The sequence below is a fragment of the Kosakonia oryzendophytica genome, from assembly GCF_027886705.1.
GTDB classification, from domain to species: domain Bacteria; phylum Pseudomonadota; class Gammaproteobacteria; order Enterobacterales; family Enterobacteriaceae; genus Kosakonia; species Kosakonia oryzendophytica.
This window is the reverse complement of record NZ_CP115659.1, coordinates 2,524,591-2,549,404: the sequence shown is the minus strand read 5'-3', so window position 1 is coordinate 2,549,404 and position 24,814 is coordinate 2,524,591. Positions and strand designations below refer to the sequence as shown.

At 55.5% G+C, this 24,814-nt stretch carries 19 protein-coding genes and 2 pseudogenes; 6 read left to right on the top strand and 15 right to left on the bottom strand.

Annotation, left to right across the window (positions count from 1 at the left end):
- Positions 1–4: 4 nt before the first annotated feature.
- Together O9K67_RS12380 and O9K67_RS12375 are read right to left on the bottom strand one after the other, a co-directional pair.
- Entirely contained in the window at positions 5–973 is a 969-nt protein-coding gene (locus O9K67_RS12380; RefSeq protein ID WP_061495924.1) for an ABC transporter substrate-binding protein, read from the bottom strand.
- The gene (locus O9K67_RS12375) at positions 970–1,671 is read right to left on the bottom strand and encodes an ABC transporter ATP-binding protein (protein ID WP_061495927.1); all 702 of its coding nucleotides are present in this window, start codon (positions 1,669–1,671) and stop codon (positions 970–972) included. Before O9K67_RS12375 ends, O9K67_RS12380 begins: the two co-directional genes overlap by 4 nt.
- 237 nt (positions 1,672–1,908) lie before the next feature.
- Between O9K67_RS12375 and O9K67_RS12370 the strand changes: the two genes are divergently transcribed.
- Positions 1,909–3,702 carry a diguanylate cyclase gene (locus O9K67_RS12370; RefSeq protein WP_061495929.1) on the top strand — a complete coding sequence of 598 codons (1,794 nt, stop codon included), beginning with the start codon at positions 1,909–1,911 and terminating at the stop codon, positions 3,700–3,702.
- Between the two features lie 5 nt (positions 3,703–3,707).
- Positions 3,708–4,280 carry a flavin reductase family protein gene (locus O9K67_RS12365; RefSeq protein WP_061495931.1) on the top strand — a complete coding sequence of 191 codons (573 nt, stop codon included), beginning with the start codon at positions 3,708–3,710 and terminating at the stop codon, positions 4,278–4,280.
- A 5-nt stretch (positions 4,281–4,285) separates the two neighbouring features.
- Here the strand turns inward: O9K67_RS12365 and O9K67_RS12360 are convergent, their stop codons facing one another.
- The 4 genes from O9K67_RS12360 to O9K67_RS12345 form a co-directional block, all read right to left on the bottom strand.
- Positions 4,286–5,227: an alpha/beta hydrolase gene (locus O9K67_RS12360; protein ID WP_061495933.1), complete on the bottom strand. Its 942-nt coding sequence runs from the start codon at positions 5,225–5,227 to the stop codon at positions 4,286–4,288.
- Between the two features lie 153 nt (positions 5,228–5,380).
- Positions 5,381–5,611 (bottom strand): tautomerase PptA, encoded by a 231-nt coding sequence (pptA, locus tag O9K67_RS12355; protein ID WP_061495935.1) that lies wholly within the window; start codon positions 5,609–5,611, stop codon positions 5,381–5,383.
- A gap of 57 nt (positions 5,612–5,668) precedes the next feature.
- Positions 5,669–6,286, bottom strand: coding sequence for a glutathione S-transferase family protein (locus tag O9K67_RS12350; protein ID WP_061495937.1), 618 nt, complete (start codon positions 6,284–6,286; stop codon positions 5,669–5,671).
- A gap of 176 nt (positions 6,287–6,462) precedes the next feature.
- On the bottom strand, positions 6,463–7,476 hold the full coding sequence (locus tag O9K67_RS12345; RefSeq protein ID WP_061500036.1) for a LacI family DNA-binding transcriptional regulator: 1,014 nt from the start codon (positions 7,474–7,476) through the stop codon (positions 6,463–6,465).
- 320 nt (positions 7,477–7,796) lie between these two features.
- On the opposite strand from O9K67_RS12345, the gene O9K67_RS12340 reads away from it, so the two are divergent.
- Together O9K67_RS12340 and O9K67_RS12335 are read left to right on the top strand one after the other, a co-directional pair.
- A complete protein-coding gene (locus O9K67_RS12340; protein WP_061495939.1) occupies positions 7,797–8,993 on the top strand; it encodes an L-talarate/galactarate dehydratase in 1,197 nt (398 codons plus the stop codon).
- A 79-nt stretch (positions 8,994–9,072) separates the two neighbouring features.
- A complete protein-coding gene (locus O9K67_RS12335) occupies positions 9,073–10,383 on the top strand; it encodes an MFS transporter (RefSeq protein ID WP_061495941.1) in 1,311 nt (436 codons plus the stop codon).
- A gap of 67 nt (positions 10,384–10,450) precedes the next feature.
- Here the strand turns inward: O9K67_RS12335 and O9K67_RS12330 are convergent, their stop codons facing one another.
- The 7 genes and pseudogenes from O9K67_RS12330 to O9K67_RS12300 form a co-directional block, all read right to left on the bottom strand.
- Entirely contained in the window at positions 10,451–11,350 is a 900-nt protein-coding gene (locus O9K67_RS12330; protein ID WP_061495943.1) for a transporter substrate-binding domain-containing protein, read from the bottom strand.
- Between the two features lie 9 nt (positions 11,351–11,359).
- On the bottom strand, positions 11,360–12,133 hold the full coding sequence (locus tag O9K67_RS12325) for an amino acid ABC transporter ATP-binding protein (RefSeq protein WP_061495945.1): 774 nt from the start codon (positions 12,131–12,133) through the stop codon (positions 11,360–11,362).
- Positions 12,117–13,033 (bottom strand): annotated as a pseudogene (locus tag O9K67_RS12320) (amino acid ABC transporter permease). The gene O9K67_RS12325 and the pseudogene O9K67_RS12320 overlap by 17 nt, the downstream one beginning before the upstream one ends.
- Positions 13,034–13,042: 9 nt before the next feature.
- A complete protein-coding gene (locus tag O9K67_RS12315) occupies positions 13,043–13,552 on the bottom strand; it encodes a GNAT family N-acetyltransferase (protein WP_061495947.1) in 510 nt (169 codons plus the stop codon).
- Between the two features lie 10 nt (positions 13,553–13,562).
- Positions 13,563–15,828: pseudogene (locus O9K67_RS12310) on the bottom strand (NtaA/DmoA family FMN-dependent monooxygenase).
- A gap of 64 nt (positions 15,829–15,892) precedes the next feature.
- Positions 15,893–17,014, bottom strand: a complete 1,122-nt coding sequence (locus O9K67_RS12305) for an amidohydrolase (protein ID WP_061495954.1) — start codon at positions 17,012–17,014, stop codon at positions 15,893–15,895.
- Entirely contained in the window at positions 17,011–18,027 is a 1,017-nt protein-coding gene (locus O9K67_RS12300) for an MsnO8 family LLM class oxidoreductase (protein ID WP_061495956.1), read from the bottom strand. The genes O9K67_RS12305 and O9K67_RS12300 overlap by 4 nt, the downstream gene beginning before the upstream one ends.
- A 461-nt stretch (positions 18,028–18,488) precedes the next feature.
- Between O9K67_RS12300 and ansP the strand changes: the two genes are divergently transcribed.
- Entirely contained in the window at positions 18,489–19,985 is a 1,497-nt protein-coding gene (gene ansP / locus O9K67_RS12295; protein ID WP_061495958.1) for an L-asparagine permease, read from the top strand.
- Between the two features lie 59 nt (positions 19,986–20,044).
- Here the strand turns inward: ansP and O9K67_RS12290 are convergent, their stop codons facing one another.
- Complete coding sequence (locus O9K67_RS12290) at positions 20,045–21,058, bottom strand: alpha/beta hydrolase family protein (protein WP_061495960.1); 1,014 nt, start codon at positions 21,056–21,058, stop codon at positions 20,045–20,047.
- A gap of 61 nt (positions 21,059–21,119) precedes the next feature.
- The gene (yncE, locus tag O9K67_RS12285) at positions 21,120–22,181 is read right to left on the bottom strand and encodes a 7-bladed beta-propeller protein YncE (protein ID WP_061495961.1); all 1,062 of its coding nucleotides are present in this window, start codon (positions 22,179–22,181) and stop codon (positions 21,120–21,122) included.
- A gap of 263 nt (positions 22,182–22,444) precedes the next feature.
- Between yncE and pqqU the strand changes: the two genes are divergently transcribed.
- Complete coding sequence (pqqU, locus tag O9K67_RS12280; protein WP_061495963.1) at positions 22,445–24,553, top strand: TonB-dependent receptor PqqU; 2,109 nt, start codon at positions 22,445–22,447, stop codon at positions 24,551–24,553.
- Positions 24,554–24,814: the final 261 nt, after the last annotated feature.

Sequence of the window (24,814 nt, the reverse complement as noted above, 5' to 3'; positions counted from 1 at the left end):
GGCATTACTGCGCAAACAGCGTATTAAAGCGCTTCAGGACTTCACCGCGTTCGCTGGCGCCGCCACTTTGCGTCGGTAACACCTTCAGTTCGGTGAACAGCGGGCGTTTTGCTTCAACATCGGTACGGGCAGGCATTAGCCAGGCATCGGCAACCATTTTCTGTCCCTCCGGCGACAGCACATAGTCCACGAATGCTTTGGCGTCATCGGCATGCTGCGTGGTTTTGAGGATCATCATCGGGCGCGGTGCAATTACCGTGCCGCTGGCCGGGAAGATCACTTTCAGCGATTCACCCTGCGCAATATTGCCGTAGGTGACGTAATCTACTGCGCCAAACACTGCCGCTTTCGCGCCTTGCATCACGGGTGTGACGGCCTGGGCATTTGGGCCGCTTACCACCATGCCGTTTTGTTTCAGGGCATCGAACAACTGCCAGGCTTTCTCACCCATGCCGTTTTGCAGGCCAATCAGCAGATCCAGCGACGCGCCAGAGAGCGCTGGATCCGGCGTGGTGACTTTATCTTTAAAATCTGCGGTGGTCAGATCCTGCCACTCTTTCGGTTCCGGAGTGCCGCTTTTGCTGTTCCATACAATGCCCAGCGCGGAAACCCCTTGCGCAATGTAGTCCGTGCTTTTTAGCGTCTCCGGCACTTTCGCGGCGTTCGCACTGCTAAACGGCAGCAACCAGCCCCGGTTATGCAGATCTTCTGCAGTGTCCCAGGAGGCAGAGATCAAAATATCCGCCTGTGGATTGGCTTGTTCTGCTTCCAGTCTCGCCATGACTTTGCCGGTGGTGGCCTGGAAGATATCGACCTTCACGCCGGTCTTCTGCTCAAAACCGCTGGCAAGGCTTTTTGCCAGCGACCCAGGACCGGCGGTATAGACGGTCAGCGCATGCGCACTGGACATGATCATGGACGACAACACCATGGCTAAAGCGACTCCTTTTTTGACAGACAGTATGGTTTTCATGCCATTTCCCCTGAGGATGATGTAACGGTGCATTCAGATTCAACAGTGCCAGCGGCGAGATGCACAATGCGGTCGGCAAGCCCTTCCGCTTCCCGACGATCGTGGGTGACATAGACGGCAGTGGTGCCGATTTGACGCAGCAATTGCGCCATCTCATGGCATAAAGACTCGCGCAGTGCGCTGTCGAGATTGGAGAGCGGCTCATCAAACAGCAACACACGGGGTTCGGCGACAATGGCGCGCGCCAGTGCGACGCGCTGCTGTTGCCCACCGGACAACCCTGCGGGTTTACGTCCGGCGAATGCCGTCAACCCGACTCTTTCCAGTGCCTGCATGACGCGTTGCTCACGCTCGGCACGCGGAACATTGCGCATCTTCAACGGAAAGGCGACGTTTTGCGCTACGCTCATATGCGGCCACAGCGCGTAATCCTGAAAGACCATGCCAATGTCACGCGCTTCAGGCGGTAACGACCAGCCCGTTTTCGCCATCAGGCGATCGCCAAACCAGATCTCACCGAATGCGGGTTCAGCCAGCCCCGCCAGCAAACGCAGCAGCGTGCTTTTGCCGCAACCGGAAGGCCCTAGCAACGCAACGACGCTACCGGGTTGAATATGTAAGTCGATATGATGGAGAACGGTGTGTGTGCCAAAAGCGTAGGAGACACCTTTAAGGCGGATATCCGTGAATGCATCCATCAGCAGGCTCCCGCAGCAGGAAGCCGTGACTGACCCATGAACCGCAGCTCACAGGACGCATCCACCTGCGCACAAGTCAGGGGAGCAAACATACTGGTATCCTCTTTGGGATTTGATTCGGCTGACTATAGGCAGGGAATATGACGAATAAATGACGTGAATATTGCGCATTGATTTTTAACAGAATGGCTAAAATGATAGGCATACCTCTCTTTACCCTTTAAAAGGCAATATCGCGTGCGTATCGCAACGATCACTAATTTTGCTTATGTCGCCACGGTGGTCTTAACGCTGACATCCGGCGTGGCGTTATTTCTGGCGTCCAATGCGGAGCGCGCTGAGCGCGCCGCTGTGGCACAAAACCGTGTTTTCGACTCCCTCACCGATGATCTGGAAAAAGAAGCGTACGCCCTCACCGACCTGGCGCGTGAAGCGGTGATAAAAAAGCAACCTGAAGCGATACAGAGCTGGAAAACCCGCGAAGAGCAGGATGTGGCGCTGGAGAACCACCTGATCGCGCTTCACGATAACGGCGCATCTGATGCAGAGATCCTGATATTGCGAGATGGTATTGCGACGCTGGATCAGCTTGAAGATGAACAACGTATCGCCATTGCCAATATGGAGGCCGGTAAAGTCAGTGAGGCGATGGATTTGCTGTTCAGCGCGAACTATGAAGAGCGTCTTTCGGAAACGGAGTACCGTTTCGCCCATTTCCGCAGCCTCGCCGATCAACGCACCCAGACGGCCATTAACGAAGCCACTGAACGTTCGTTACGTTTGCGAACATTGTCGGAAATCATGGTTGGTCTGACGGCGGTGCTGTTTCTCTTTGTGCTCGGTTTTATTATCAAACATCGCATTCTGCGCCCGGTGGTCACCTTAAGCGATGTGGTTAACCGCCTGGCGACGCAGGATTACGCCGTGGAAGCGCCAGTCCTGGCGCAGGTGGATGAAATTGGCGATATGGCGCAGGCGATTCGCGTATTTCGTGAAAACGGTCTGGCCCGCCAGCGTCTGGAGCAGGAGCGCGATGCGGAATGGGGAACGCGGACGCTACTGGCGCGCATGACGCAGCGCTTGCAGGGCTGCGACTCCCACAGCGCGATCATCAAAGTCGTCAGCCGTTTCGCACCGCAAATCATTCCGGATATGGGCGGTCGTTTGTATCTACTCGATAAACGCACCGGGCGCATGAAATGTGCCGCGCGCTGGGGGCTGCCGCCGGGCGAGGATCCGGCATTTTCACCTGACAGTTGCTGGGCACTGAAACGCGGGCAATTGCACAGCCCCAGTAAAGACGCGGTGGATATGCCCTGCGAACATATTTCGCCGGAGATTGCACCACGAGCGATTTGTGTACCGCTGAATGCGCAGAATAAGAGCATTGGTCTACTGACTTTCGATAACTACACGCCGGATAAAGAGCCGCCGTATATCTATCTGGAATTGTTAGCGGAAACGCTGGCGCTGGCATTAGCCAACCAGATCCTGCGCGATACACTCACCGAAAAAGCGACTTTCGACTCGCTGACCGGGTTGCGGAACCGCCACAATCTGGATGAGACGCTACGCAGTATGATCGATCAGGCAATGGTTGAAGGCACAATGTTGAGTTGCCTGATGGTGGATGTTGATTACTTCAAGAGACTCAATGATCTGCACGGACATGAAGCGGGAGATAAGGTTTTGCGCGAACTCTCACGTTTGATTACCGATGTGCTGGATGATAAAGGGCTCGCCTTCCGTTACGGAGGTGAAGAGTTCCTGCTGATCCTGCCGGATACCAATGAGTCGCAGGCCATGAGCGTTGCACAAACGCTGCTCGATACGGTGTTGAATCACCTGATGCTGTACGAATCGCAGGATATTGGCCCGGTTTCGGTTTCCATTGGGTTGGCTACCTGGCCGCGTCATGCCAGGGCGGATAACCTGGTGCGGGCAGCGGATCTGGCGCTCTATCTCGCCAAAGAACAAGGGCGCGGGCAAATTGTTGTCGCCCGCAATGCTGATAACCACCGAACGGAGTAACCGAGATGAGTCATTTTCGCCCCGTGGCGCTGGAGCATGCCAGCCGTTTGCTTAACCACGGCCCGACCATTTTAATTACCAGTCGAGATGAGCAGATCGACCGCCGCAACGTGATGGCAGCGGCATGGTCAATGCCGGTAGAATTCTCGCCGCCGCGAATCGCCATTGTGGTAGACAAAAGCGCCTGGTCACGTGAGCTGATTGAACGTAGCGGCATGTTTGGCATTGTGGTGCCGGGTGTCGCGGCGACAAACTGGAGTTATGCCGTTGGCAGCGTGACCGGGCGTGACGAAGATAAATTTAACTGCTACGGCATCCCTGCGTTTGCCGGGCCGGTGCTCGGTCTGCCAGTGATTGAAGAAAAATGTCTGGCGTGGATGGAGTGCCGTTTGCTGCCGCCCACCGCCGCGCAGGAAAAATACGACACACTGTTTGGCGAAGTGGTCTCTGCGGCGGCGGATGATCGCGCCTTTGTTAACGGGCGCTGGCAGTTTGATGATGACAAGCTCAATACGATCCATCATCTTGGCGGCGGCACGTTCGTCACCAGCGGCAAGCGTATCACCGTGGGTGAATGATTTCCCTACTTCTCTGTTAGCGCAGCTATCCAGTTCATTGCCAGTTCCGGCCAGAGCGCGGCGGGCTGGTTCTTCACACCGCGAATGCCAAAACCGTGCTGACCGTGGCTGAACAGATGCAGCTCGGTCTGCACGTTGTGCGCATGCAGGGCGTTAAACATCACCAGCGAGTTCGCGACTGGCACGGAAGGATCGTCGACCGCATGCAGTAAAAAGGTCGGCGGCGTTTGCGCCGTAACATTCAGCTCCGGCGAGTAATGCTTAATCTGTTCGGCTGTCGGTGTATCGCCAATCAGTGCCTTACGCGATCCCGCATGGGCAATCGCTGCGTCCATGGAAATCACCGGATAGCCCAGCACGACAAAGTCCGGGCGTGCGCTTTGCCGATCAATGGCATCCACAGGCGGATAAACGGCTTCGTCGTAACGGGTTTCGAGGCTGGCGGCGACATGTCCACCGGCGGAAAAGCCCATTACGCCAATGTGCTGCGGGTTTATCTTCCATTCGCCCGCGCGCGCTCTCAGGGTTCGCAACGCTCTTTGCGCATCGGCCAGCGGTGCATTAGCCCCTTCCGCATGCCCGTCTTCCGGCATCCTGTATGTCATCACAAACAAGGTATAGCCCCGGTCGTTAAAGGGTTGGGCTAAGTCGCTGCCTTCTTTGTCCAGCACCACGCGTTTATACGATCCGCCGGGCGTTACCAGCAACGCAACGCCGTTGGGGTTTTTCGGCAGGTAAACGGTGACTTGTGGAGCGCGGATTCCGCTGACAGCGCGATCCGGCAACGCCGGATCTTTGCTGCGTTCGGTTAAGGTAAAGCTGACAGGGCTGTTTTTCGCGCCGGGCGCATCGCCGGATGGCCAGACAGGGAATGTGGTTTGCGCGGCGAGCGCCACCTGTGAGGTCAGCAGCAAGGTGATGGCAAGTAACTGAGGTTTATACGACATAGGCATCTCCATAGCGAAAATGCCTGTTTATCATTTACCCCGTGCGGGAAACCCGAACTACTGCACAAAACGGGGTTTCACTATTATTGAAACACCCAGCTTGTGCACCCATAGCGATGGCATCATTTTTCCAGTGGTTGGGCCGCGGCGGATTTACATATCGTAGCCGGGTTTTTTGATCAATTGCGCCATCTGCGGGGCGATATCCGTATCCCAGACCTGCGTTTTCCAGTCGTCCGGCGCGATCTGATTCAGGGCGACGCTGATGGAACTCTCTTTGCTGTTCAGATGGCGAATAATCACCCCGGCGATATCCTCCGCCAGCGCGGCTTTTTGCTCATCATTCAGTTCGCGGGGAAAACATTTGATATCAACATGCGGCATAGCAAACTCCTTATTTTTCGAGACCGTTACAGTAGCACAGCCGCCTGACGCGGATGATCAAATGATGTTGTTACTGCGCAACACCGTTTGCAGTTCCGGCAATGTATTTACCGCATCCGCAATCGCGCTGAGCTTCGGCGTATTCTCCTTAAACCACGAATGGCGCGGCCCCCAGGTTCGCATCACACACAGGTAAATATCCAGCAGTGTGAGCTGTTCGCCAAAGGCGTACGGCGTTGCCTTAAGTTGGCTCTCCAGCCAGAGATACAGCGACTTCCGGTAGCGTATGCAGCTTTCGCGCAGTTGCTCCGGTGCGTCTTGCGCCCAGCGTTCCGGGTAGTCAGCGTACGTAAAGGTCGGGTAAACATTGGCAACCAGCCACACCAGCAGTCGCCAGAATTGCTGGCGCTCAGGCGTACCGGCTGCGGGGGCTAAGTCGGGTCGCTTATCGAGGATCATCAACGCCACCGCAGCGGACTCCGTCATCACGCTGCCGTCGTCCAGTTGTAGGGTTGGCACCTGACATAGTGGATTCAGCGTCTGCAACGTCTGCCGCTGCGGACCAGGTTGATCAAAACCGTCAACATTTGTGAACTGATAGGGGATGTCAGCCAGCGTGAGCATGAGTTCGCTGATCGCCGATCCCCAACCGGGAACACCATACACTGTGATCATAAAGGCTCCTGCGCCTGAAAGGAGGAACCCTAAGCTTAGGACAGAGTGATGAGAAATTCGTCTGCCTGTTGTGACAAGGTGAGGCAAACCCGGAAAGATTCAACAGGCTGGCGATGCGACTCGTCAGCCTGGCGTTACCGCTGTTGCGGGTGCCCATTACATTGATTTTCTTACCGTTACGCGGAGTCGCGCTCAACAAAATGGAAACCGATGTCGACAATTTGCTCGTCAACTTCGCTGCCTTCAATACGGTCTGCCAGCATTGTCGCTGCGCGCTGGCCGATAATTTGCCGATCCACACTCACGGTGGTGATGGCGGGCTGATTCCCGGCGGCGAAATCCAGATCGCCGAAACCGATCACCGCCAGGTCCTGCGGTACCCGCATGCCACGGGATTGCGCTTCAATAATTGCTCCCTGCGCCAACGTATCCGAGCTACAGACAATCACATCACACTCGCCACGGGCCAGCAGTTGCGACAGCCCCTCGCGCCCGGAGGTAAAACGAGCAGGCAGTGCCACATCGACAGCAACAGGATCTGTAATACCATGACGCGCCAGCACGTCACACAGCCCACTTTTACGCTGGGCGGCACGTCTATCCACTGTCCACAACAGTCCCGGTCGGCGGTAACCCTTGCGCAGAAGATAGTCCGCCGTGGCCTGCCCCACTTTCTCATGGGAGAAACCGACCAACATATCCAGCGGCGTCGGGGTTAAATCCCAAATTTCCACCACCGGCACACTGGCATTGAGGATCACTTTTTTCAGTTCGGTAGCGTGGTGAATACCGGTCAGCACAATGCCATCCGGGCGACGGGACAACAGCGCCGCCACCAGTTCCGCTTCCGTCTGTTGCGTGTAACCCGCCACGCATAACAACATGTGATAACCACGTACCGCCAGTTCATCGCTAATGGCCTGGATGGTATCCACAAACATGTTGTTGTTGATTTGCGGTACCACCACCGCCACCAGTTTACTGCGCCGGGACGCCAACCCGCCCGCCAATGCGTTCGGGATATAGCCGGTGGCTTTGACGGCGGCGAGCACCTTTTCCACGGTTTTCGGTCGCACCAGTTGCGGCGTGTTAAGCGCCCTACTTACGGTCATTGAAGAGAGCCCCGCCGAACGGGCGACGTCTTCAAGCGTTGGTGCACGCGGCGGTACGGGACGGGATGTTTTCGACATGGTCACTCACAAAGAATTAAACGGCATTCGGCGTTATTCGCCTCTGTTTTTGTATTATACCGCGTTCTCCTTTCATTGCCGCTCTCCCCTCATAAATCAGTGCGTTATGCACTGTTTTATCCTTTGAATGTTATCGCTATCATTTTTGCCCTTGACCGTTGAATGCAAGATGATAAATGTGATCGCATTACCAATAATTGCCCTTCTCCCGCATCGATTTGTGATCTCTTGTACATAATCAGCGCGAAACTCTGGTCATTACATTTCGTCGGATTTAAAAATGTTAGCGCAAACATTTATACTGTCCTCAGGAGCTAATCATGACCGTAAGTGCGAATTCTGATGCCGTAACCTATGCCAAAGCCGCAGGGGTAAAAACCGCCGCCGAAACCGGCGACCGCATCGAATGGGTAAAACTCTCCCTCGCCTTCCTGCCGCTTGCCACCCCGGTGAGCGATGCAAAAGTGTTGACCGGCCGCCAGAAACCCCTTACCGAAGTGGCGATCATCATCGCGGAAATCCGTAGTCGCGATGGATTTGAAGGCGTCGGTTTCAGTTATTCCAAACGTGCGGGAGGCCAGGGCATTTATGCACATGCCAAAGAGATCGCCGACAATCTGCTGGGGGAAGATCCTAACGATATCGATAAGATTTATACCAAACTGCTGTGGGCTGGCGCGTCTGTTGGACGTAGCGGCATGGCGGTACAGGCTATCTCCCCTCTCGACATTGCGCTGTGGGATATGAAAGCCAAGCGCGCAGGCCTGCCGCTGGCGAAACTGCTGGGTGCGCATCGCGACTCGGTACAGTGCTACAACACCTCCGGCGGCTTCCTGCATACCCCACTAGATCAGGTACTGAAAAATGTCATCATCTCGCGGGAAAACGGCATTGGCGGGATCAAAATTAAGGTCGGCCAGCCGGATACCAAAGAAGATATCCGCCGTCTGACTGCCGTGCGCGAAGCGCTGGGGGATGACTTCCCGCTGATGGTAGACGCCAACCAGCAATGGGACCGCGAAACGGCTATCCGCATGGGCCGCCAGATGGAGAAATTCAACCTGATCTGGATTGAAGAGCCGCTGGATGCCTATGATGTCGAAGGACACGCGCAGCTTGCCGCTGCGCTCGATACGCCGATTGCTACCGGGGAAATGCTGACCAGTTTCCGCGAGCATGAACAGCTGATCCTCGGTAATGCCAGCGATTTTGTGCAGCCGGATGCGCCCCGCGTTGGCGGGATCTCGCCGTTCCTGAAAATCATGGATTTAGCCGCAAAACATGGCCGCAAACTGGCACCGCACTTTGCCATGGAAGTGCACCTGCATTTGTCAGCAGCTTACCCGCTGGAGCCATGGTTGGAGCATTTCGAATGGTTGAATCCCTTGTTCAACGAGCAACTCGAACTGCGCGATGGTCGCATGTACGTGTCCGATCGCCATGGTCTGGGCTTTACCCTCAGCGATCAGGCACGCGCCTGGACGCAACAAAGCTGTGAATTTGGCAAACGTCCCTAAGTATTCACCTCAGGCGGGATATCTCTCCCGTCTTTTTTGTTCCCTACACTAACATTCAACCCTGTTGCGAGGAGTTGTGATGAATACAATAATTAAACGCACTCATGTGCGTTACAGCATCCTTATTTTTTTATTTCTTGCTACCGTATTTAATTATGCCGACCGCGCCACCCTTTCAGTGGTTGCCCCTATCATGAGTAAAGAGTTAGGTTTTGATCCGGAAGCATTAGGACTCGCTTTTTCGGTTTTCGGGATTTCCTACGTGATTATGCAAATTCCCGGCGGCTGGCTGCTGGATAAATATGGATCCAGACTGGTTTATGGCTGCGCATTAATTGGCTGGTCGGTAGTCACGATGTTTCAGGGCACGATTTATCTTTATGCCAGCCCGCTTATCGTACTGGTGGTGCTGCGCCTGATGATGGGCGCTATTGAAGCTCCGGCCTTTCCGGCCAACAGTCGTCTTAGCGTGCAGTGGTTTCCGAACAAAGAGCGCGGTTTTGTAACGGCGGTCTACCAGGCGGCGCAATATATTTCACTGGGTATTATCACACCCTTAATGACACTTATTTTGCATAATCTGAGCTGGCATTATGTGTTCTATTATATTGGCGCTATTGGAGTGATTCTGGGTATATTCTGGCTGGTAAAAGTCCGCGACCCGCTATCCCATAAGGCGATCAACCAACAAGAAATTGATTATATTCGCGAAGGTGGCGGCGAACCAACATTAGGCAATAAAAAAGGGCCGGCTAAAATCAGCCTGGCGCAGATAAAAAGCGTCTGTATTAATCGCATGATGATCGGCGTTTATATTGGCCAGTTCTGTGTCACCTCCATCACCTGGTTTTTTCTGACCTGGTTTCCAACCTATTTATACCAGGCCAAAGGTATGTCGATTCTGAAAGTCGGTTTCGTTGCCAGTATCCCGGCGATCGCAGGCTTTGTTGGCGGGCTACTGGGCGGTGTGTTCTCCGACTGGCTGTTAACACGCGGCTACAGCCTGACGACCGCGCGCAAGTTCCCGGTGATTTGCGGCATGCTGCTCTCCTGCGTGATTGTGATGGCAAACTACACCAGCTCTGAAGTGGTGGTGATTGCCGCCATGAGTGTGGCGTTCTTCGCCAAAGGGTTCGGCAACCTCGGCTGGTGCGTACTGAGCGACACGTCGCCCAAAGAGGTATTGGGGATTGCCGGTGGTGTGTTCAACATGTGCGGTAACCTGGCGAGCATTATCACCCCGCTGGTGATTGGCGTGATCCTCGCCAACACCCACTCCTTTGATTACGCCATTCTCTATGTTGGCTCAATGGGATTGATTGGCCTGTTCTCTTACCTGTTTATTGTCGGCTCGCTGGCGCGTATCACCCTGACGCCTTCCGCAGCCTGAGTGTTATCCTGGCGTTCTCCTACGCCTCGCTGTTCCGCGCGTTGTACTCCCGGCGGAACAGCGTTTTTTATTCGTCGTAAGTGATCCCCGGCGGGTTAACCAGAGAACGTTCGACCCCTTCCCCCTGCTCCCCCCAGCGCGCCAGCACCTGTTGATATTCCCCCCGCGCAATAGCGCCATCCAGCGCGGCCTGCAAGGCGTAAACCAGCCCGTTGCCTTTTTTGGTGGTGGTGGCGACCCAGGCTTTTTTCGGCCCCAGACCAACCACTTTGGTGGTGCCGTTTAGCGCCGCTTTATACGCTGCCACGGACTGTGGACCAAACACCACATCCGCGCGCCCGGACTGAATATAGAGATTACCGGAGGCGTCATCTGTCAGGTAAATCGGCTGCGCCGGGGGCCGACCGGCAACGCGGTTCTCTTCATTCCAGCGCAGCAGAATGCGTTCCTGATTCGTTCCCGATCCCACAATCACCTTGCGTCCGGCGAGATCCTGCGCCGAACGAATGGCCGGGATAGCGCTGGAGGACTTTACCGAAAACGCCAGCGAATCAGCACGATAGGTGGCGAAGTCAAACTTCTGTTTGCGTGCTTCTGTGACCGCAATATTCACCAGCGCCACATCATAACGACCGGAGGTGATGCCTAACGGCCAGTCTTCCCAGGCGGTGGGCACCAGGTTGAGTTTTAAGCCGAGGCTTTGCGCCAGCAACCGAGCAATATCCGGATCGCTGCCGATACGCGTGCGGTTATCACTGGCGAGCAGCGCCAGCGGTGGTGAATTAAGCGCAGAGATCGCCACGGTTAATGTTCCGGGTTCGACAAACCTGTAACTGGCCGGGATTTTGGCGATGGCTGCCTCATCTCGCTGCACGCTTATTGGCTGTTCATTGGCCTGTAAATCAATCTGCCCGGCGGCGAAACTGCCTGTGGTGATCAACAGCAGTGCCAGTAATCCTTGTTTCATCGTTGCTCCTTACAAAACCCGGGATAAAAACTGCCGGGTACGCAGATGTTGTGGATGGTTCAGCACCTCGTCGCTGCTGCCCTGCTCGACAATTTTGCCATCGACCATAAACACCACCTGGTCGGCCACTTCGCGGGCAAAACCAATTTCATGCGTGACCACCACCAGGGTTGAACCGGCGCGCGCCAGCTTCTTGATCACATCCAGCACTTCGCCCACCAGTTCCGGATCCAGCGCTGATGTGGGTTCATCAAACAGCATTACGCGCGGGCGCAATGACAGCGCACGGGCAATGGCAATACGTTGCTGTTGTCCACCTGAAAGGTGGCGCGACCAGGCATCCGCTTTATGGCGTAACCCCACCACATCCAGCAGTTCGTAAGCCTGTTCAATGGCGGCTTTGCGGCTCAGCTTTTTATGGGCGATGGGGGCTTCAATCAGATTTTCCAGTACCGTTAAATGGGGAAATAAATTGAAGTTCTGGAATACATAGCCGACGTTGACGCGCTGGCGCAGGATCTCCTTCTCTTTCAGTTCATACAGTTTGTCCCCTTGCTGGCGGTAGCCAATGTAGTCGCCGTCGATCCGGATAAAGCCTTCGTCAACGCGCTCCAGGTGGTTAATGGCGCGCAATAAGGTGGACTTCCCCGACCCGGATGGCCCGAGGATCACTGTCACCGAACCTGGGGGGATCTCCAGTGAAACCTCATCCAGCGCTTTATGGCGACCGAAGTATTTGCTGACGCCGGTAATTGAAATATGGCCATTAAGAGAGGTTGGCATGCGCAGGCTCCTGTGGTTGCGGTATACGCGCAGTGGCGGCTGAATGAATACGAACGCGCGACGGGTTGATGGCCGAACGCCGTTCGCTGCGGGCCAGCCAGCGTTCTACCAGGTGCTGAATCGCGGACAAGACACTGGTGATCACCAGATACCAGACGGCGCCGACCATCAGCAGTGGGATCACGTCCTGGGTGCGGTTGTAGATCATCTGAATGGTGTAGAACAGTTCCGGCATCGCCAGCACGTACACCATCGCTGTGCCTTTGGCGAGACTGATGATTTCGTTAAAGCCGGAGGGCAAAATGGTGCGCAGCGCCTGCGGTAGAATGATGCGCAGTGTGCGCCGCCAGGCAGGGAGCCCCAGCGCAGCGGCGGCTTCATACTGCCCGTGGTCGACGCCGAGAAAACCGCCGCGAATAATTTCGGCGGTATACGCGCTCTGCACCAGCGTTAGCCCGATCACCGCCGTAGAAAATTGCCCCAGCACATTAATGGTGTCATAACGCGCCCACGTAATGCCGGTAAACGGGATGCCCAGCGACAGCGTGTCGTAGAGATAGGAAAAGTTATACAAAATGATCAACACCACGATCAGCGGCAGCGAGCGGAACAGCCAGATATAGCTCCACGCAAGGCTGCTTAACAGCCAGGATGCGGAGAGTCGGGCCAGTGCCAGCAGACCGCCGAACATCACGCTCAGCACGGCACCCAACAGGGTTAACAGCAGTGTTTGAGGATCACCGGGTCGAAAAACCAGCGGGCGAAGACCGCCCATTCCCAGCGCGGGTTAAAGGCCACCGACTGCACCAGGATGGCCAGCACGAACAGGGCGACAAACGCGCCGACGGTGCGGAGCGGATAGCGTGCCGGCACCACTTTCACGATTTCTGGACTTTTCATGGTCGCTCCTCAGGCGGTTTTACTCAATTTTTCTGCCAGCAGCGCTTTGGTAAAACGCAGCCGACCATCAAATGGCGGCTGACTGAACTCTTCCGGATCGCGGTTCAGGTCAAACTGTGCCTGATACCCCTGACTCAGGTAGAGACGTACCGCTTCCGGCTGGCGAAAGCCCGTGGTCAGGTAGATCTGGCGGTAGCCCGCACGTTGCGCCCGACGTTCGAGCTCCTGCACCACGCGTGCCGCCAGCCCCTGTTTACGCAGTGTGGGTTTGGTCCAGATACGTTTGATTTCTGCCGTCTGTGCATCAAACGGTTTATAAGCCCCGGTGGCGATGATTTCGCCGTTGCGCTCCAGCACAATAAACAGCCCCTTTGGCGCTAAATACCATTCGGTCCGTTCCACTTCTGCATCGCGGGAAAAGTAGTCACCGTAACGTGCGGCGTATTCGCCAAACAGCCCGGCTAAAATGGGTTGTAGCTCCTGCGCTTCTGGCGAAACGTCGCGGAATTGTTCGCGCATTGCCGTCTCCTTAATCGCCCAGTCCAGCCGGATTGATCTCCGACGCCGGAATACGCTCCACCCCTTCGCCCCAGCGATTGAGTACCTTGTCGTAGTCCCCGTTTTTGATAGCGCCATTGAGCGCGGTTTGCACGGGTTCAACCAGGCCACTGCCTTTACGCAGCGTCACCGCAATATGCGCTGCTTTCGGCCAGCCACCGTCCACGCTGCCAACCAGCCTGGTATTGCCGGTCAATGCCGCTTTCCAGGCACCGATCACGTTCGGTCCAAAGTACGCGTCGGCGCGACCGGATTGCAGCGCGAGGGTTTGGGCCGCATCATCTTTGGTGTACACCGGCGTAAACGGCTGCAACCCTTTTTTCAGGTTTTCGGCATTCCACGCCAGCAGGATCGCCTCCTGGTTGGTGCCGGAGCCCACAATAATGCGCAATCCAGCGATGTCTTCCGCGTGCTCAATGTGTTTGATCGCACTGGTGGATTTGACGTAGAAGCCAAGCGAATCTTTGCGGTAGGTGGCGAAATCGAACTTCGCTTTGCGCTCTTTGGTAACGGTAATATTGCTGATTGCCGCATCGTACTTGCCGGAGGTGACACCCAGCGGCCAGTCTTCCCACGAGGTCGGCACCACATTCAGCTCCAGTCCCAGGCTGTTCGCCACCAGGCGGGCGATGTCCACCTCGCTACCGAGCAGGGTTTTGTTGTCATCGGCAAACACGGTCAGCGGCGGAGAGTTCAGCGCCGCGACGGCAACGGTCAGTTTGCCCGGTGTGACAAAGTGGTAATCCTTGGGCAGTTGTGCGATGGCGTCTGCATTTTTTGCCGTCGTAATCGGCGTTTTATTGGCCTCCAGGCTGACGCCCGTGCCGTTGATAGTGACGTCCTTTGCCCAGGCCAGCGGCGTAAGCGCCAGCATCATGACCAGCAATAGCGATGTTTTCTGCATAGCGTTAACTCATCTTTTATTGTTGTGAGAAGGGATTCACCGGCAGCGGCAAGCCTAAACTTTCACGCAGTGTGGTGCCGGGGTATTGCGTGCGAAACAGACCGCGCGCCTGCAACAGGGGAACAACGTTGTCGACAAAACGCGGGAAAGTGTCTGGCGTCCCGCCCTGGATGATAAAACCGTCGGCGGCATAGTTTTCAAACCACTGCTGTAAGCCATCGGCGACCTGCTGTGGCGTACCGGAAAAGCGCGGGCGCGGCGATGCGCTTTCCAGCGCCACCTGGCGCAGCGTCAAATGGCGCTCGCGGGCGTTGCGTTTGATCTCGTCGGTGGTGCTGCGAAAACTGTTTTGCCCTAAATCGCCTATATCCGGGAAGGGCTCATCGAGCGAGTACTGGCTGAAGTCATGGTGCTCAAAATAACGCCCCAGATAGTTAAGCGCATCATCGATAGAGACCAACGCCGCCGTGGTTTGATACTGCTGCTCCGCATCCTCTTCACTGTCACCAACGATCACGCTGACGCCCTGGAAAATATGCAGCTCATCGTGGCGACGACCATACTGTTCCAGTTGCGTTTTCACATCTCGATAAAACGCTTTTGCCTCTTCCAGCGTTTCCTGATGGGTAAAAATGGCGTCGGCGTGATGCGCTGCGAGCTTTTTGCCATCGTCTGAGGCACCGGCCTGGAATATAATCGGTCGCCCTTGCGGCGTGCGGCCAATATTTAATGGCCCGGCCACCTGAAAGAAATCACCGTGATGGTTGAGCGTATGTAATTTAGCAGGATCAAAAAATTGCCCACTGGCTTTATCACGGATAAACGCGTCCTCTTCCCATGAATTCCATAACCCTTTCACCACCTCCAGATATTCATCGGCAATGCGATAGCGCAGGGCGTGATCGGGATGTTGTGCACGGGAAAAGTTCTTCGCGGACCCTTCCAGTGGTGAGGTCACCACATTCCAGCCCGCACGCCCCTTGCTGAGGTGATCGAGGCTGGCAAACTGCCGGGCAACGGTAAACGGTTCGCTGTATGACGTGGAGAGCGTACCCACGAGTCCAAGGTGATGAGTCACGCTGGCCAGTGCGGATAATACGGTGATAGGCTCAAAACGATTTAAAAAATGCGGGATCGATTTTTCATTAATATATAAGCCGTCGGCGACGAATAAAAAATCGAATTTACCCTGTTCAGCAATGCGCGCAGTTTCCAGCACAAAGTCAAAATTAATACTGGCGTCCGCGACTGCCGCCGGGTGACGCCATGCGGACATATTTCCTGATGCGCCCTGTAATATTGTGCCGAGCCGCAATTGTCGTTCTGTAGACATAATCCATCCTCCTTTTCAGGCAACAGGTGACCCGGGGCCGGAGCCCTGGATAAAGACATTCACATCAGTGTTGGAGTAAGGCTTTTTCCGCCAGCAGCGCGAAATAACGCGCAGCGCCTTCAATGAGCTGCTCATCGGGATTAAACGCCGGATGATGCAAGCCGTATTCGCTGTTGCTGCCGATGCTGACAAACGCGCCGGGAATATGGTGTAAGTAGACTGCAAAGTCTTCGCCGCCCATATGCAGGTCGGCCTCTTCGGTGCGATACCCGTGCCAGTCGGCAACATCGCGGGCAAAGGTGGCCCATCGATCATGGTTCACCAGCGCGGCGGGTCCCTCAAACCAACGGACCGCAATCTCCGCATCGAACGCTTGCGCCAGTCCGGCGGCAATGTCGTTAACGCGGCGTTTTACCTGGTCGCGTACGGTAATCTGGTGCGTCCTCAGCGTCCCTTCCAGCTCCACCGCTTCCGGCAACACGTTCCAGGTGTTACCGCCCTGAATGCGGGTGACGCTCAATACCACCGACTCCAGCGTGTTGATATTGCGGCTGGCGATACTTTGCAGCGCGACCACTAACTGACTGGCGAGCAGGATCGCATCGTTGCCCTCGTGTGGACGCGCGGCATGCGCACCTTTACCGGTGACCTTCAGCGAAAAGCGATCCACATTGGCATAAAAGGCCCCACTACGTGTGGCAAAGGTGCCCACCGGCAATCCTGGCTCATTGTGCATGCCGAAAATGGCGTTCACCTCATCCAGCGCACCAGCCTGGATCAACCGTTTCGCACCGCCGAAATTCTCTTCCGCCGGCTGAAACAGAATACGCACGCGACCTGCCAGTTGTGGCTCTTTCTCTTTCAGCAGCAGTGCTGCGCCGAGCATCACACTGGTGTGAACGTCATGTCCGCAGGCGTGCATCACGCCGGGGTTACGCGACGCAAAAGGCACATCGACGGCTTCGTCAATGGGCAAGGCGTCGATATCCGCCCGCAGCGCTACCACCTTTTCTCCGCTGCCCACTTCGGCCACCACGCCGGTCGGCAGCGTCAGTGGAAGCAGACGTAATCCGGCGCTCTCCAGCCAGTGGCGAATACGGCGGGTGGTTTCAAACTCCTGTAATGAGAGTTCTGGATGTTGGTGCAGCTCGCGCCGCCAGTTGATCAGTTGTCCGGCAAAACTCATCCTGCCACCTCCTGAGGGGTATGCGCTTCAGCGAACGCCTCCGCCAGCAACTGTAATGAACGGATTCGCGCCGTCCCTTCAGCGATGGGGGTGTCGATAATAAATTCATGGATGCCATAGTGCTGATGCAGCGTGTCCAGCCCGGCCAGCACCGTTTGCGGCGTTCCGGCAATCAGTGACGGTTCCCGGCGCGCAATACGTACTACCGGGCTGCCTGCCTGACGAGCGAAAGCATGCCCTTGCGCTTCACTGGCGACGCTAACCCGTTGACCATTGGCTAACTCCACACCCCAGACTTCCACTTGCTGCGCCAGTGCATCGGCCTGCGCTTGCGTCGCGGCGACAATCACCTGCACCGCAACGAAGGTATCGCGCTGGCTGTGTTGTTGCCATTGCGTGACAACGTCACGAAGAAGCGTTTTATCGCCATTCAAATGTGCTGCGAAAACAAAGTTCCAGTCCAGCCGGGCCGCCAGTTCGGCGCTTTCGAGGCTGGCACCGAGCAAGAAACCCGCAGCACGCTGCGCAGGCAATGGCGTGGCCAGTACCGTGTCTTCTCCACTTTCCTCTTTCGCCAGCGATAACCAGTTATCCAGTTGCGCCAGTTGATCGGCAAAACTGCCCTTCTCCTCGCTGTGCACACCCTGCTGCAATGCGCGGGTGGAGAGCGGTAATCCGCCCGGTGCTTTGCCGACGCCGAGATCGACCCGTCCTGGCGCAAGGGTTGCCAGCAGATTAAAGTTTTCCGCGACCTTGTACGGGCTGTAGTGTTGCAGCATCACGCCACCGGAGCCGACGCGAATACGTTGGGTCTGACCGAGGATCCAGGCGATAACCAGCTCAGGAGACGGGCTGGCCAGTTGCGCGGTGTTGTGATGTTCGGCTATCCAGAAACGGTGATAGCCCCATTTTTCCGCACGCTGAGCCAGTTGCAGCGTACGATTCAGGGCGTCCTGCGCGGTTTCATGTTCCGCAATGGGACTTTTATCCAGCAGACTCAGACGATAAGACATGCAGCGCACTCACGTTAGAAAAGAGGCTTTTATTATTAGGACGCGCTGAATTCGCTGTGAAACAATTAATTTACATTAAATAAGCAAAAAATTAGCAAAGTAAGGGCATGCAGGCGCTGTGGTGAGTGTTAAGGCTTAGGGTTAAAAGAAGACGATTGTTCTGATTTGTTAAAATCCGTTTGGCCGCTCACGGTTATTTCTGTTGCATTTTTCGCCATTATGAATCAGTTACACTACCTGATACCGGTGACCTCACAATTTCCACTAATACTCGCCGTCTTTCTGGTGTGTATGTTTTGCGTCAGTAATCGATTGCGGTTACGATGCTGCGCCATGTTTTGTCTTATCCATACGCAGAATGACTGGAAAGACAGGGCGTTTACCCGACGGGGCAATCGTTTGGTTAGCCATCCCGAGGGTTGAGGAACTCAGCAAGGTTCAGACAGGTGAACAGGTAAACAATGAAAAAAGATCACAACCACGCTGCCGATCATCACGCGGCAAAACGACGCTGGCTTAACTCTCACGAAGAGGGCTACAGCCGGGCTATGGGTAACCGTCAGGTACAGATGATCGCCATTGGCGGCGCAATCGGTACCGGTTTATTTCTGGGCGCAGGCGCCCGACTGCAAATGGCGGGGCCATCGCTGGCTATCGTCTATCTGGTTTGCGGTATCTTCTCTTTCTTTATTCTGCGTGCACTGGGCGAACTGGTGTTGCACCGTCCTTCCAGCGGCAGTTTTGTCTCGTATGCCCGCGAATTTCTGGGTGAAAAAGCCGCGTTTGTTGCCGGCTGGATGTACTTCGTGAACTGGGCGATGACCGGTATCGTGGATATCACCGCTGTGGCGCTGTATATGCACTACTGGGGCGCATTTGGTGATGTCCCGCAATGGGTATTTGCACTGGGCGCGCTGGCGATCGTCGGCACCATGAACATGATCGGCGTGAAATGGTTCGCCGAAATGGAGTTCTGGTTTGCGTTGATCAAAGTGCTGGCGATTGTGGTATTCCTCGTTGTCGGTACGATTTTCCTCGGCACCGGTAAACCGCTGGACGGCGGCACAACCGGCTTCCATTTGATTACCGACAATGGCGGTTTCTTCCCGCACGGACTGCTGCCTGCGCTGGTACTGGTTCAGGGCGTGGTCTTCGCCTTTGCCTCCATTGAACTGGTCGGTACCGCGGCGGGCGAATGTAAAGATCCGCAGACGATGGTGCCCAAAGCCATTAACAGCGTGATCTGGCGTATCGGTCTGTTCTACGTCGGTTCTGTGGTGCTGCTGGTACTGCTGCTGCCGTGGAATGCCTATCAGGCAGGTCAGAGTCCGTTTGTCACCTTCTTCTCCAAACTGGGTGTGCCGTACATCGGCGACATCATGAACATGGTGGTGCTGACCGCTGCGCTCTCCAGTCTGAACTCGGGTCTCTACTCTACTGGCCGTATCCTGCGCTCGATGTCGATGGGTGGCTCCGCACCAAAATTCATGGCGAAAATGAGCCGTCATCACGTGCCTTACGCCGGGATTCTGGTCACCATTGGTGTATACGTTGTTGGGGTGTTCCTGAACTATTTGGTGCCGTCGCAGGTCTTTGAAATCGTTCTGAACGTGGCATCGCTGGGCATTATCGCATCATGGGCGTTTATCGTGATTTGCCAGATGCGTCTGCGTAAAGCCATCAAAGAAGGTAAAGCGGCGGATGTAAGTTTCAAAATGCCGGGCGCGCCGTTCACGTCATGGCTGACCCTGCTGTTCCTGTTCAGCGTATTGGTGCTGATGGCGTTCGACTACCCGAATGGGACTTATACCATCGGCTCGATCCCGCTGATCGCCGTTCTGCTGGTTGCTGGCTGGTTTGGCGTACGTAAACGCGTGCAGGCTATCCACAGCACTGCGCCGGTTGCGCCGAATGAAGAAACAAAAGCGCCGCTGGTAGAAGAAGCGTCACGCTCGTAACCCCTCCCTATTGTGAACAAGCCTGCGCCCCGCGCAGGCTTTTTTTATGTCTGCGCGCTTTACTGTATGCACGTGCCGGTGTGTATCCAGCCCGTTATCCCGCTTAGCGCGCCCGGTGCCCAGGCGTACTGACCGGATAACAGAAACACCCCCTGCTTCCAGAGTGGCCATTGGGAAGGCAGTTGATAATCAAACCAGCGACTTCTCAGTAAGCCGTGCGTTGCGCCAGCAACCGGTTTGATGCAGCGCACAGTATTGGCCGGTAAGTCCGCCGCCCATACCGTGAGTGTTTCCTGTGGGTCAACATTCCTGTCGTCCTTGCCCATCAGGATCATCACCGGCGTGTGCATGCGGGCAATGGCACCCCTGGCATCAGCAAAGGCATTACGGCGCTCAAAATCATCCCGGTTACAGCTCGCCTGGCACGGGCGTAACGCCGCTTGCGGGGTAAACTGTGTCGCGAAATCAATGCTATCACGGGCCACGGCCTCACGGATGTTTTGTTCTGACATGCCTTCCCGGCTGAGTCGCTGGCGCAGATAATAGCTCCCCTGATCGCGCCAGTTGATCGCTGCGCCAACCAGTATGGCGAAATCCGCCTTCGCGAAGGCGCTGGCGTCGGGAACAACCCAACCCGCCTGGGAAAAGCCGAGGAAGCCAACGCGACTCACGGTCAGTTCCGGCATCTGTTTAAGCTGTTGCAGCATAAAGGCAGCTTCGTGCGCGCGATCATCCATGGTTTGCGCCAGCCAGTTTCCCTGACTTGCTCCCACGCCTGGCTTGTCCCAGGAAAACACCGCAATACCCTGAGAGACAAGATAGCGCACAAGCGGCAGATAGCCGCCGTCCGACCAGCGATCCTGTGCCCCATCGCCATGCACCAGCAATACCACTGGCGGTGAAACCACGCCGTGCGGAACAATTAACGTTCCTTCAAGCCGGCTCTGTTGATAATCCACCTGCAAGGTATGTTGCTGCGCATCCGTCGGCAGCGTGAAGTCCGTTAAGCGGTAAACACCCAACGCACCCAGCGTCAGTAGCAGGCCCATCACGATAACCAGGCAATTACGCATCGCTTTACTCTTCCGTCAGTCATAAAAAAGCTCCCCGTAGGGAGCTTAAGCGATGGCGAGATTACAGCGCAATGCGGATCACATCATCCGGCTCGGTGGCTTCTTTTTCACGGCTGGAGGCCTGTTTCACACTGACAAACAGCGTCTTGCCGTCTGCAGAGAGTGCCAGACTGTTGGGGTGAGTCGGTGTGTCGAAGGTTTTGACAACCTTGTAGGTTTTGCCGTCGATAACGCTGACTTTCCCGGCTTCGCGGTGGGTAACATAAGCTTCATTACGCGTCGGGTTAAACAGCACCGCCAGTGATTCTGGCACGGCGACTTTCTGTAACACGTTACCATTGCGGGTATCAACCACCAGAATTTCCGCCGCTTTGGAATCGGTCACAAAGGCACGGTGGCCCGCTGTGTCGAGGCTCAGGTTCAAATAGAAGTGTTCTTTACCGTCATCCTGAAGTTTTTTACGTGCGATGATGCTGTTTTTGCCGGTATCTACAGTGATCAGTTCACCGTCACCGTTGGTGGTATAGAGGCGTTTTGCTGCCGCGTCGATCGCCAGCCCGGTGCTGTAGGTGCCGGTCTGCGTAATGGTGGTTTTCAGTTTCAGCGTTTCGCCATCCACGACCCAGATTGCACTCTCTTTCCCGACCCCGGTGATATACACCGTGTTGGTGTTCTCATCGACCGCCAACTCGCGCGGCTGCAACGGACGCACGGTTTCAGAGCGTTTGCGTGCATCCAGCACCACACGTCCTTTTATGATGCCGCTTTTGGCATCGATCGCTGTGATCGTGCCATCGGTAGTATTGCCAAACCACAGGGTTTGCGTGCGGGTGTTGATCGCCGCGCCAAACGGTTTCAGGTCGCTGTGAATGGACTGTGTGATCGCCAGCGTTGCCGGATCGAGGCGGTACACCACCCCGCCTTTATCGGTTTTTCGGCTTTGTGCCGTTGCCAGCCAGAGCGCATTTTCCTGCTGGCTAAAGGCCATTTCATACGCCCCTTTGCCTACGGCTTTGCGCAGCATCTCTTCTGCTGCCTGTGTGGTGAATGATGCCGCCAGCAGTAGTGAGCCGAGGACCAGGGAATGCCGCAAACGCGGCGAGCATAAATGACGTAAAGACATGACGACTCCCTTTGATTAACACGATTGTTATTTTTCACACGCTTCCAGTGTGCGACGCCACAGCCTCGCTTATTGTTATAAGTGAGAATAGTAATCATTAATGACAGTAATGTGGAGTCATAATTTTTGAACAGGCGTTATCGCGGTTTACTAACTACGCTTATTATTAACGTAATGTGCGCTTAATGTTTTCAAATGATTAACATGCGATTTAACATATTGCCGTATTTTCCTATTAGTTCGCTTTATAACCCGGTTCCGCCATGACTATTTTTTCCATCACCAGGCTCACTTTGCCGGCCTTGCTGCTCCCGGCTCTGGTGCCCCCTTCGGCTTTTGCCGATGAACAAACCCTGATTGTCAGCGCCACACCCCACACCGTTTCTGAACTGGATACGCCTGCTGCTGTGAGCGTTGTTCAGGGCGATGATATTCGCCAGGCCACGCCACGGGTCAATTTGTCTGAGTCACTGGGCAGTGTCCCCGGTTTGCAGGTACAGAATCGCCAAAACTATGCACAGGACCTGCAATTGTCTATTCGCGGGTTTGGTTCCCGCTCAACCTATGGCGTGCGCGGTATCCGCATGTATGTTGACGGCATCCCCGCCACCATGCCGGATGGCCAGGGGCAGACATCGAATATTGACCTCAACAGCGTGGAAAGTATTGATGTATTGCGCGGCCCGTTCTCGGCGCTTTACGGTAACGCGTCTGGTGGTGTGGTGAATGTCACCACGCAAACCGGAAGGGAACCGGCGACGATTGAAGCCAGCAGTTATTACGGTAGCGACGCCAGTTGGCGCTATGGAGTGAAAGCCACCGGCGCGATGGGTGATGGCACCCATGCCGGGGATGTGGATTACACTGTCTCCAGTACCCGTTTTGTGACGCACGGTTATCGCGATCGCAGCGGTGCACGTAAAAATCTGGCGAATGCCAAACTGGGCGTACGCATTGATGATGCCAGCAAACTGAGCCTGATTTTTAACAGCGTGGATATCAACGCCAACGATGCGGGAGGCTTAACCCAATCCGAGTGGCGAAACAATCCGCGCCAGTCTCCACGCGCCGAACAGTACGACACACGCAAAACCATTAAACAAACCCAGGCGGGTTTACGCTATGAACGCCAGCTCAGTGCACACGATGACCTGAGCGTGATGATGTATGCCGGAGAGCGTGAAACCACGCAATATCAGTCCATTCCCCGGGCGCCACAACTGAATGCGCAGCATGCCGGGGGTGTGATCGACCTGGCGCGTCACTATCAGGGGATCGATACACGCTGGACGCATCGCGGTGAGCTGGGTGTCCCGGTGACGTTTACCGGTGGGCTGAATTACGAAACCATGACCGAACAGCGCAAAGGCTATGAAAACTTTGTGATGAGCGGCACGACGCCTCTTTACGGGCGTGAAGGCAATCTGCGCCGTGACGAGCGCAATCTGATGTGGAACGTTGACCCCTATCTGCAAACCGGCTGGCAGTTAACCGAAAAGCTGGCGTTAGAAGCTGGCGTTCGGTACAGCTCCGTGTGGTTTGACTCCAACGATCATTACATCACTGCGCGGAACGGCGATGACAGCGGCGAGGCGAATTACCATAAATGGCTCCCGGCGGGGTCGCTGAAATATGCCATCACCGATGCCTGGAATGTGTATGTCGCCGCCGGACGTGGATTTGAAACACCGACCATTAATGAACTCTCCTACCGTTCCGATGACCAGAGCGGACTCAACTTTGCGCTGAAGCCGTCGACTAACGATACGGTAGAAGTCGGCAGTAAAACCCGTATCGGTAATGGTTTACTGACGGCGGCGCTGTTCCGTACTGATACGGATAATGAAATCGTCACCGATACCAGCAGCGGAGGTCGCACGACCTATAAAAACGCCGGGAAAACCCGTCGCCAGGGTGCTGAGCTGTCTCTGGATCAGCAGTTTGCCGGAAACTGGCGGGCTAAAGTGGCATGGACCTATCTTGATGCCACCTATCGTAGCGAGGTGTGCAATGACGCCGACTGTAACGGTCACCGTATGCCGGGTATTGCCCGAAATATGGGCTTCGCTTCGCTGGGCTGGATCCCGGATCAAGGCTGGTACGCCGGTGCGGATGTACGGTATATGAGCGACTTGATGGCGGATGATGAAAACACCGCGAAAGCGCCGTCTTATACCGTGGCGGGCCTGAATACGGGCTACAAATTTCGCTATGGCAACTGGATGATGGATCTCTTCGGGCGTATCGATAATCTGTTTGACCGCGAATATGTGGGGTCGGTGATCGTTAACGAGTCGAATGGGCGTTATTACGAACCTGCGCCGGGGCGTAATTACGGTGTGGGCTTGTCGGTGGCTTATCAATTCGAATAACACGGAAATCGGGGTCACCCGCCGCCGGGCGGGTGACCTCTTAATGCTTACGCAGTTCTATCCAATACACTATTGCTATACATGCATCCTTCCCTGTTTTTGGGCGAGCCAGTCTTCGCCTGCGGATAAAAAAACATCTCTTGCTATCATTTATTGTGCCACTCCGGCATTCATTCTGGTCTGAGGATGACGTTTTCATCGCCTGATTCATGTCAGGGCGGCGTTCGTCGTCAACACACCTCTGCAGTCCCGTCATCGTTG

Excerpts from the sequence above, each read along its gene's own strand:
- O9K67_RS12380 (WP_061495924.1), bottom strand. The coding sequence starts at position 973 with ATGAAAACCATACTGTCTGTCAAAAAAGGAGTCGCTTTAGCCATGGTG.
- O9K67_RS12375 (WP_061495927.1), bottom strand. The coding sequence starts at position 1,671 with ATGGATGCATTCACGGATATCCGCCTTAAAGGTGTCTCCTACGCTTTT.
- O9K67_RS12365 (WP_061495931.1), top strand. The coding sequence starts at position 3,708 with ATGAGTCATTTTCGCCCCGTGGCGCTGGAGCATGCCAGCCGTTTGCTT.
- O9K67_RS12360 (WP_061495933.1), bottom strand. The coding sequence starts at position 5,227 with ATGTCGTATAAACCTCAGTTACTTGCCATCACCTTGCTGCTGACCTCA.
- pptA (WP_061495935.1), bottom strand. The coding sequence starts at position 5,611 with ATGCCGCATGTTGATATCAAATGTTTTCCCCGCGAACTGAATGATGAG.
- O9K67_RS12350 (WP_061495937.1), bottom strand. The coding sequence starts at position 6,286 with ATGATCACAGTGTATGGTGTTCCCGGTTGGGGATCGGCGATCAGCGAA.
- O9K67_RS12345 (WP_061500036.1), bottom strand. The coding sequence starts at position 7,476 with ATGTCGAAAACATCCCGTCCCGTACCGCCGCGTGCACCAACGCTTGAA.
- O9K67_RS12340 (WP_061495939.1), top strand. The coding sequence starts at position 7,797 with ATGACCGTAAGTGCGAATTCTGATGCCGTAACCTATGCCAAAGCCGCA.
- O9K67_RS12335 (WP_061495941.1), top strand. The coding sequence starts at position 9,073 with ATGAATACAATAATTAAACGCACTCATGTGCGTTACAGCATCCTTATT.
- O9K67_RS12330 (WP_061495943.1), bottom strand. The coding sequence starts at position 11,350 with ATGAAACAAGGATTACTGGCACTGCTGTTGATCACCACAGGCAGTTTC.
- O9K67_RS12325 (WP_061495945.1), bottom strand. The coding sequence starts at position 12,133 with ATGCCAACCTCTCTTAATGGCCATATTTCAATTACCGGCGTCAGCAAA.
- O9K67_RS12315 (WP_061495947.1), bottom strand. The coding sequence starts at position 13,552 with ATGCGCGAACAATTCCGCGACGTTTCGCCAGAAGCGCAGGAGCTACAA.
- O9K67_RS12305 (WP_061495954.1), bottom strand. The coding sequence starts at position 17,014 with ATGAGTTTTGCCGGACAACTGATCAACTGGCGGCGCGAGCTGCACCAA.
- O9K67_RS12300 (WP_061495956.1), bottom strand. The coding sequence starts at position 18,027 with ATGTCTTATCGTCTGAGTCTGCTGGATAAAAGTCCCATTGCGGAACAT.
- ansP (WP_061495958.1), top strand. The coding sequence starts at position 18,489 with ATGAAAAAAGATCACAACCACGCTGCCGATCATCACGCGGCAAAACGA.
- O9K67_RS12290 (WP_061495960.1), bottom strand. The coding sequence starts at position 21,058 with ATGCGTAATTGCCTGGTTATCGTGATGGGCCTGCTACTGACGCTGGGT.
- yncE (WP_061495961.1), bottom strand. The coding sequence starts at position 22,181 with ATGTCTTTACGTCATTTATGCTCGCCGCGTTTGCGGCATTCCCTGGTC.
- pqqU (WP_061495963.1), top strand. The coding sequence starts at position 22,445 with ATGACTATTTTTTCCATCACCAGGCTCACTTTGCCGGCCTTGCTGCTC.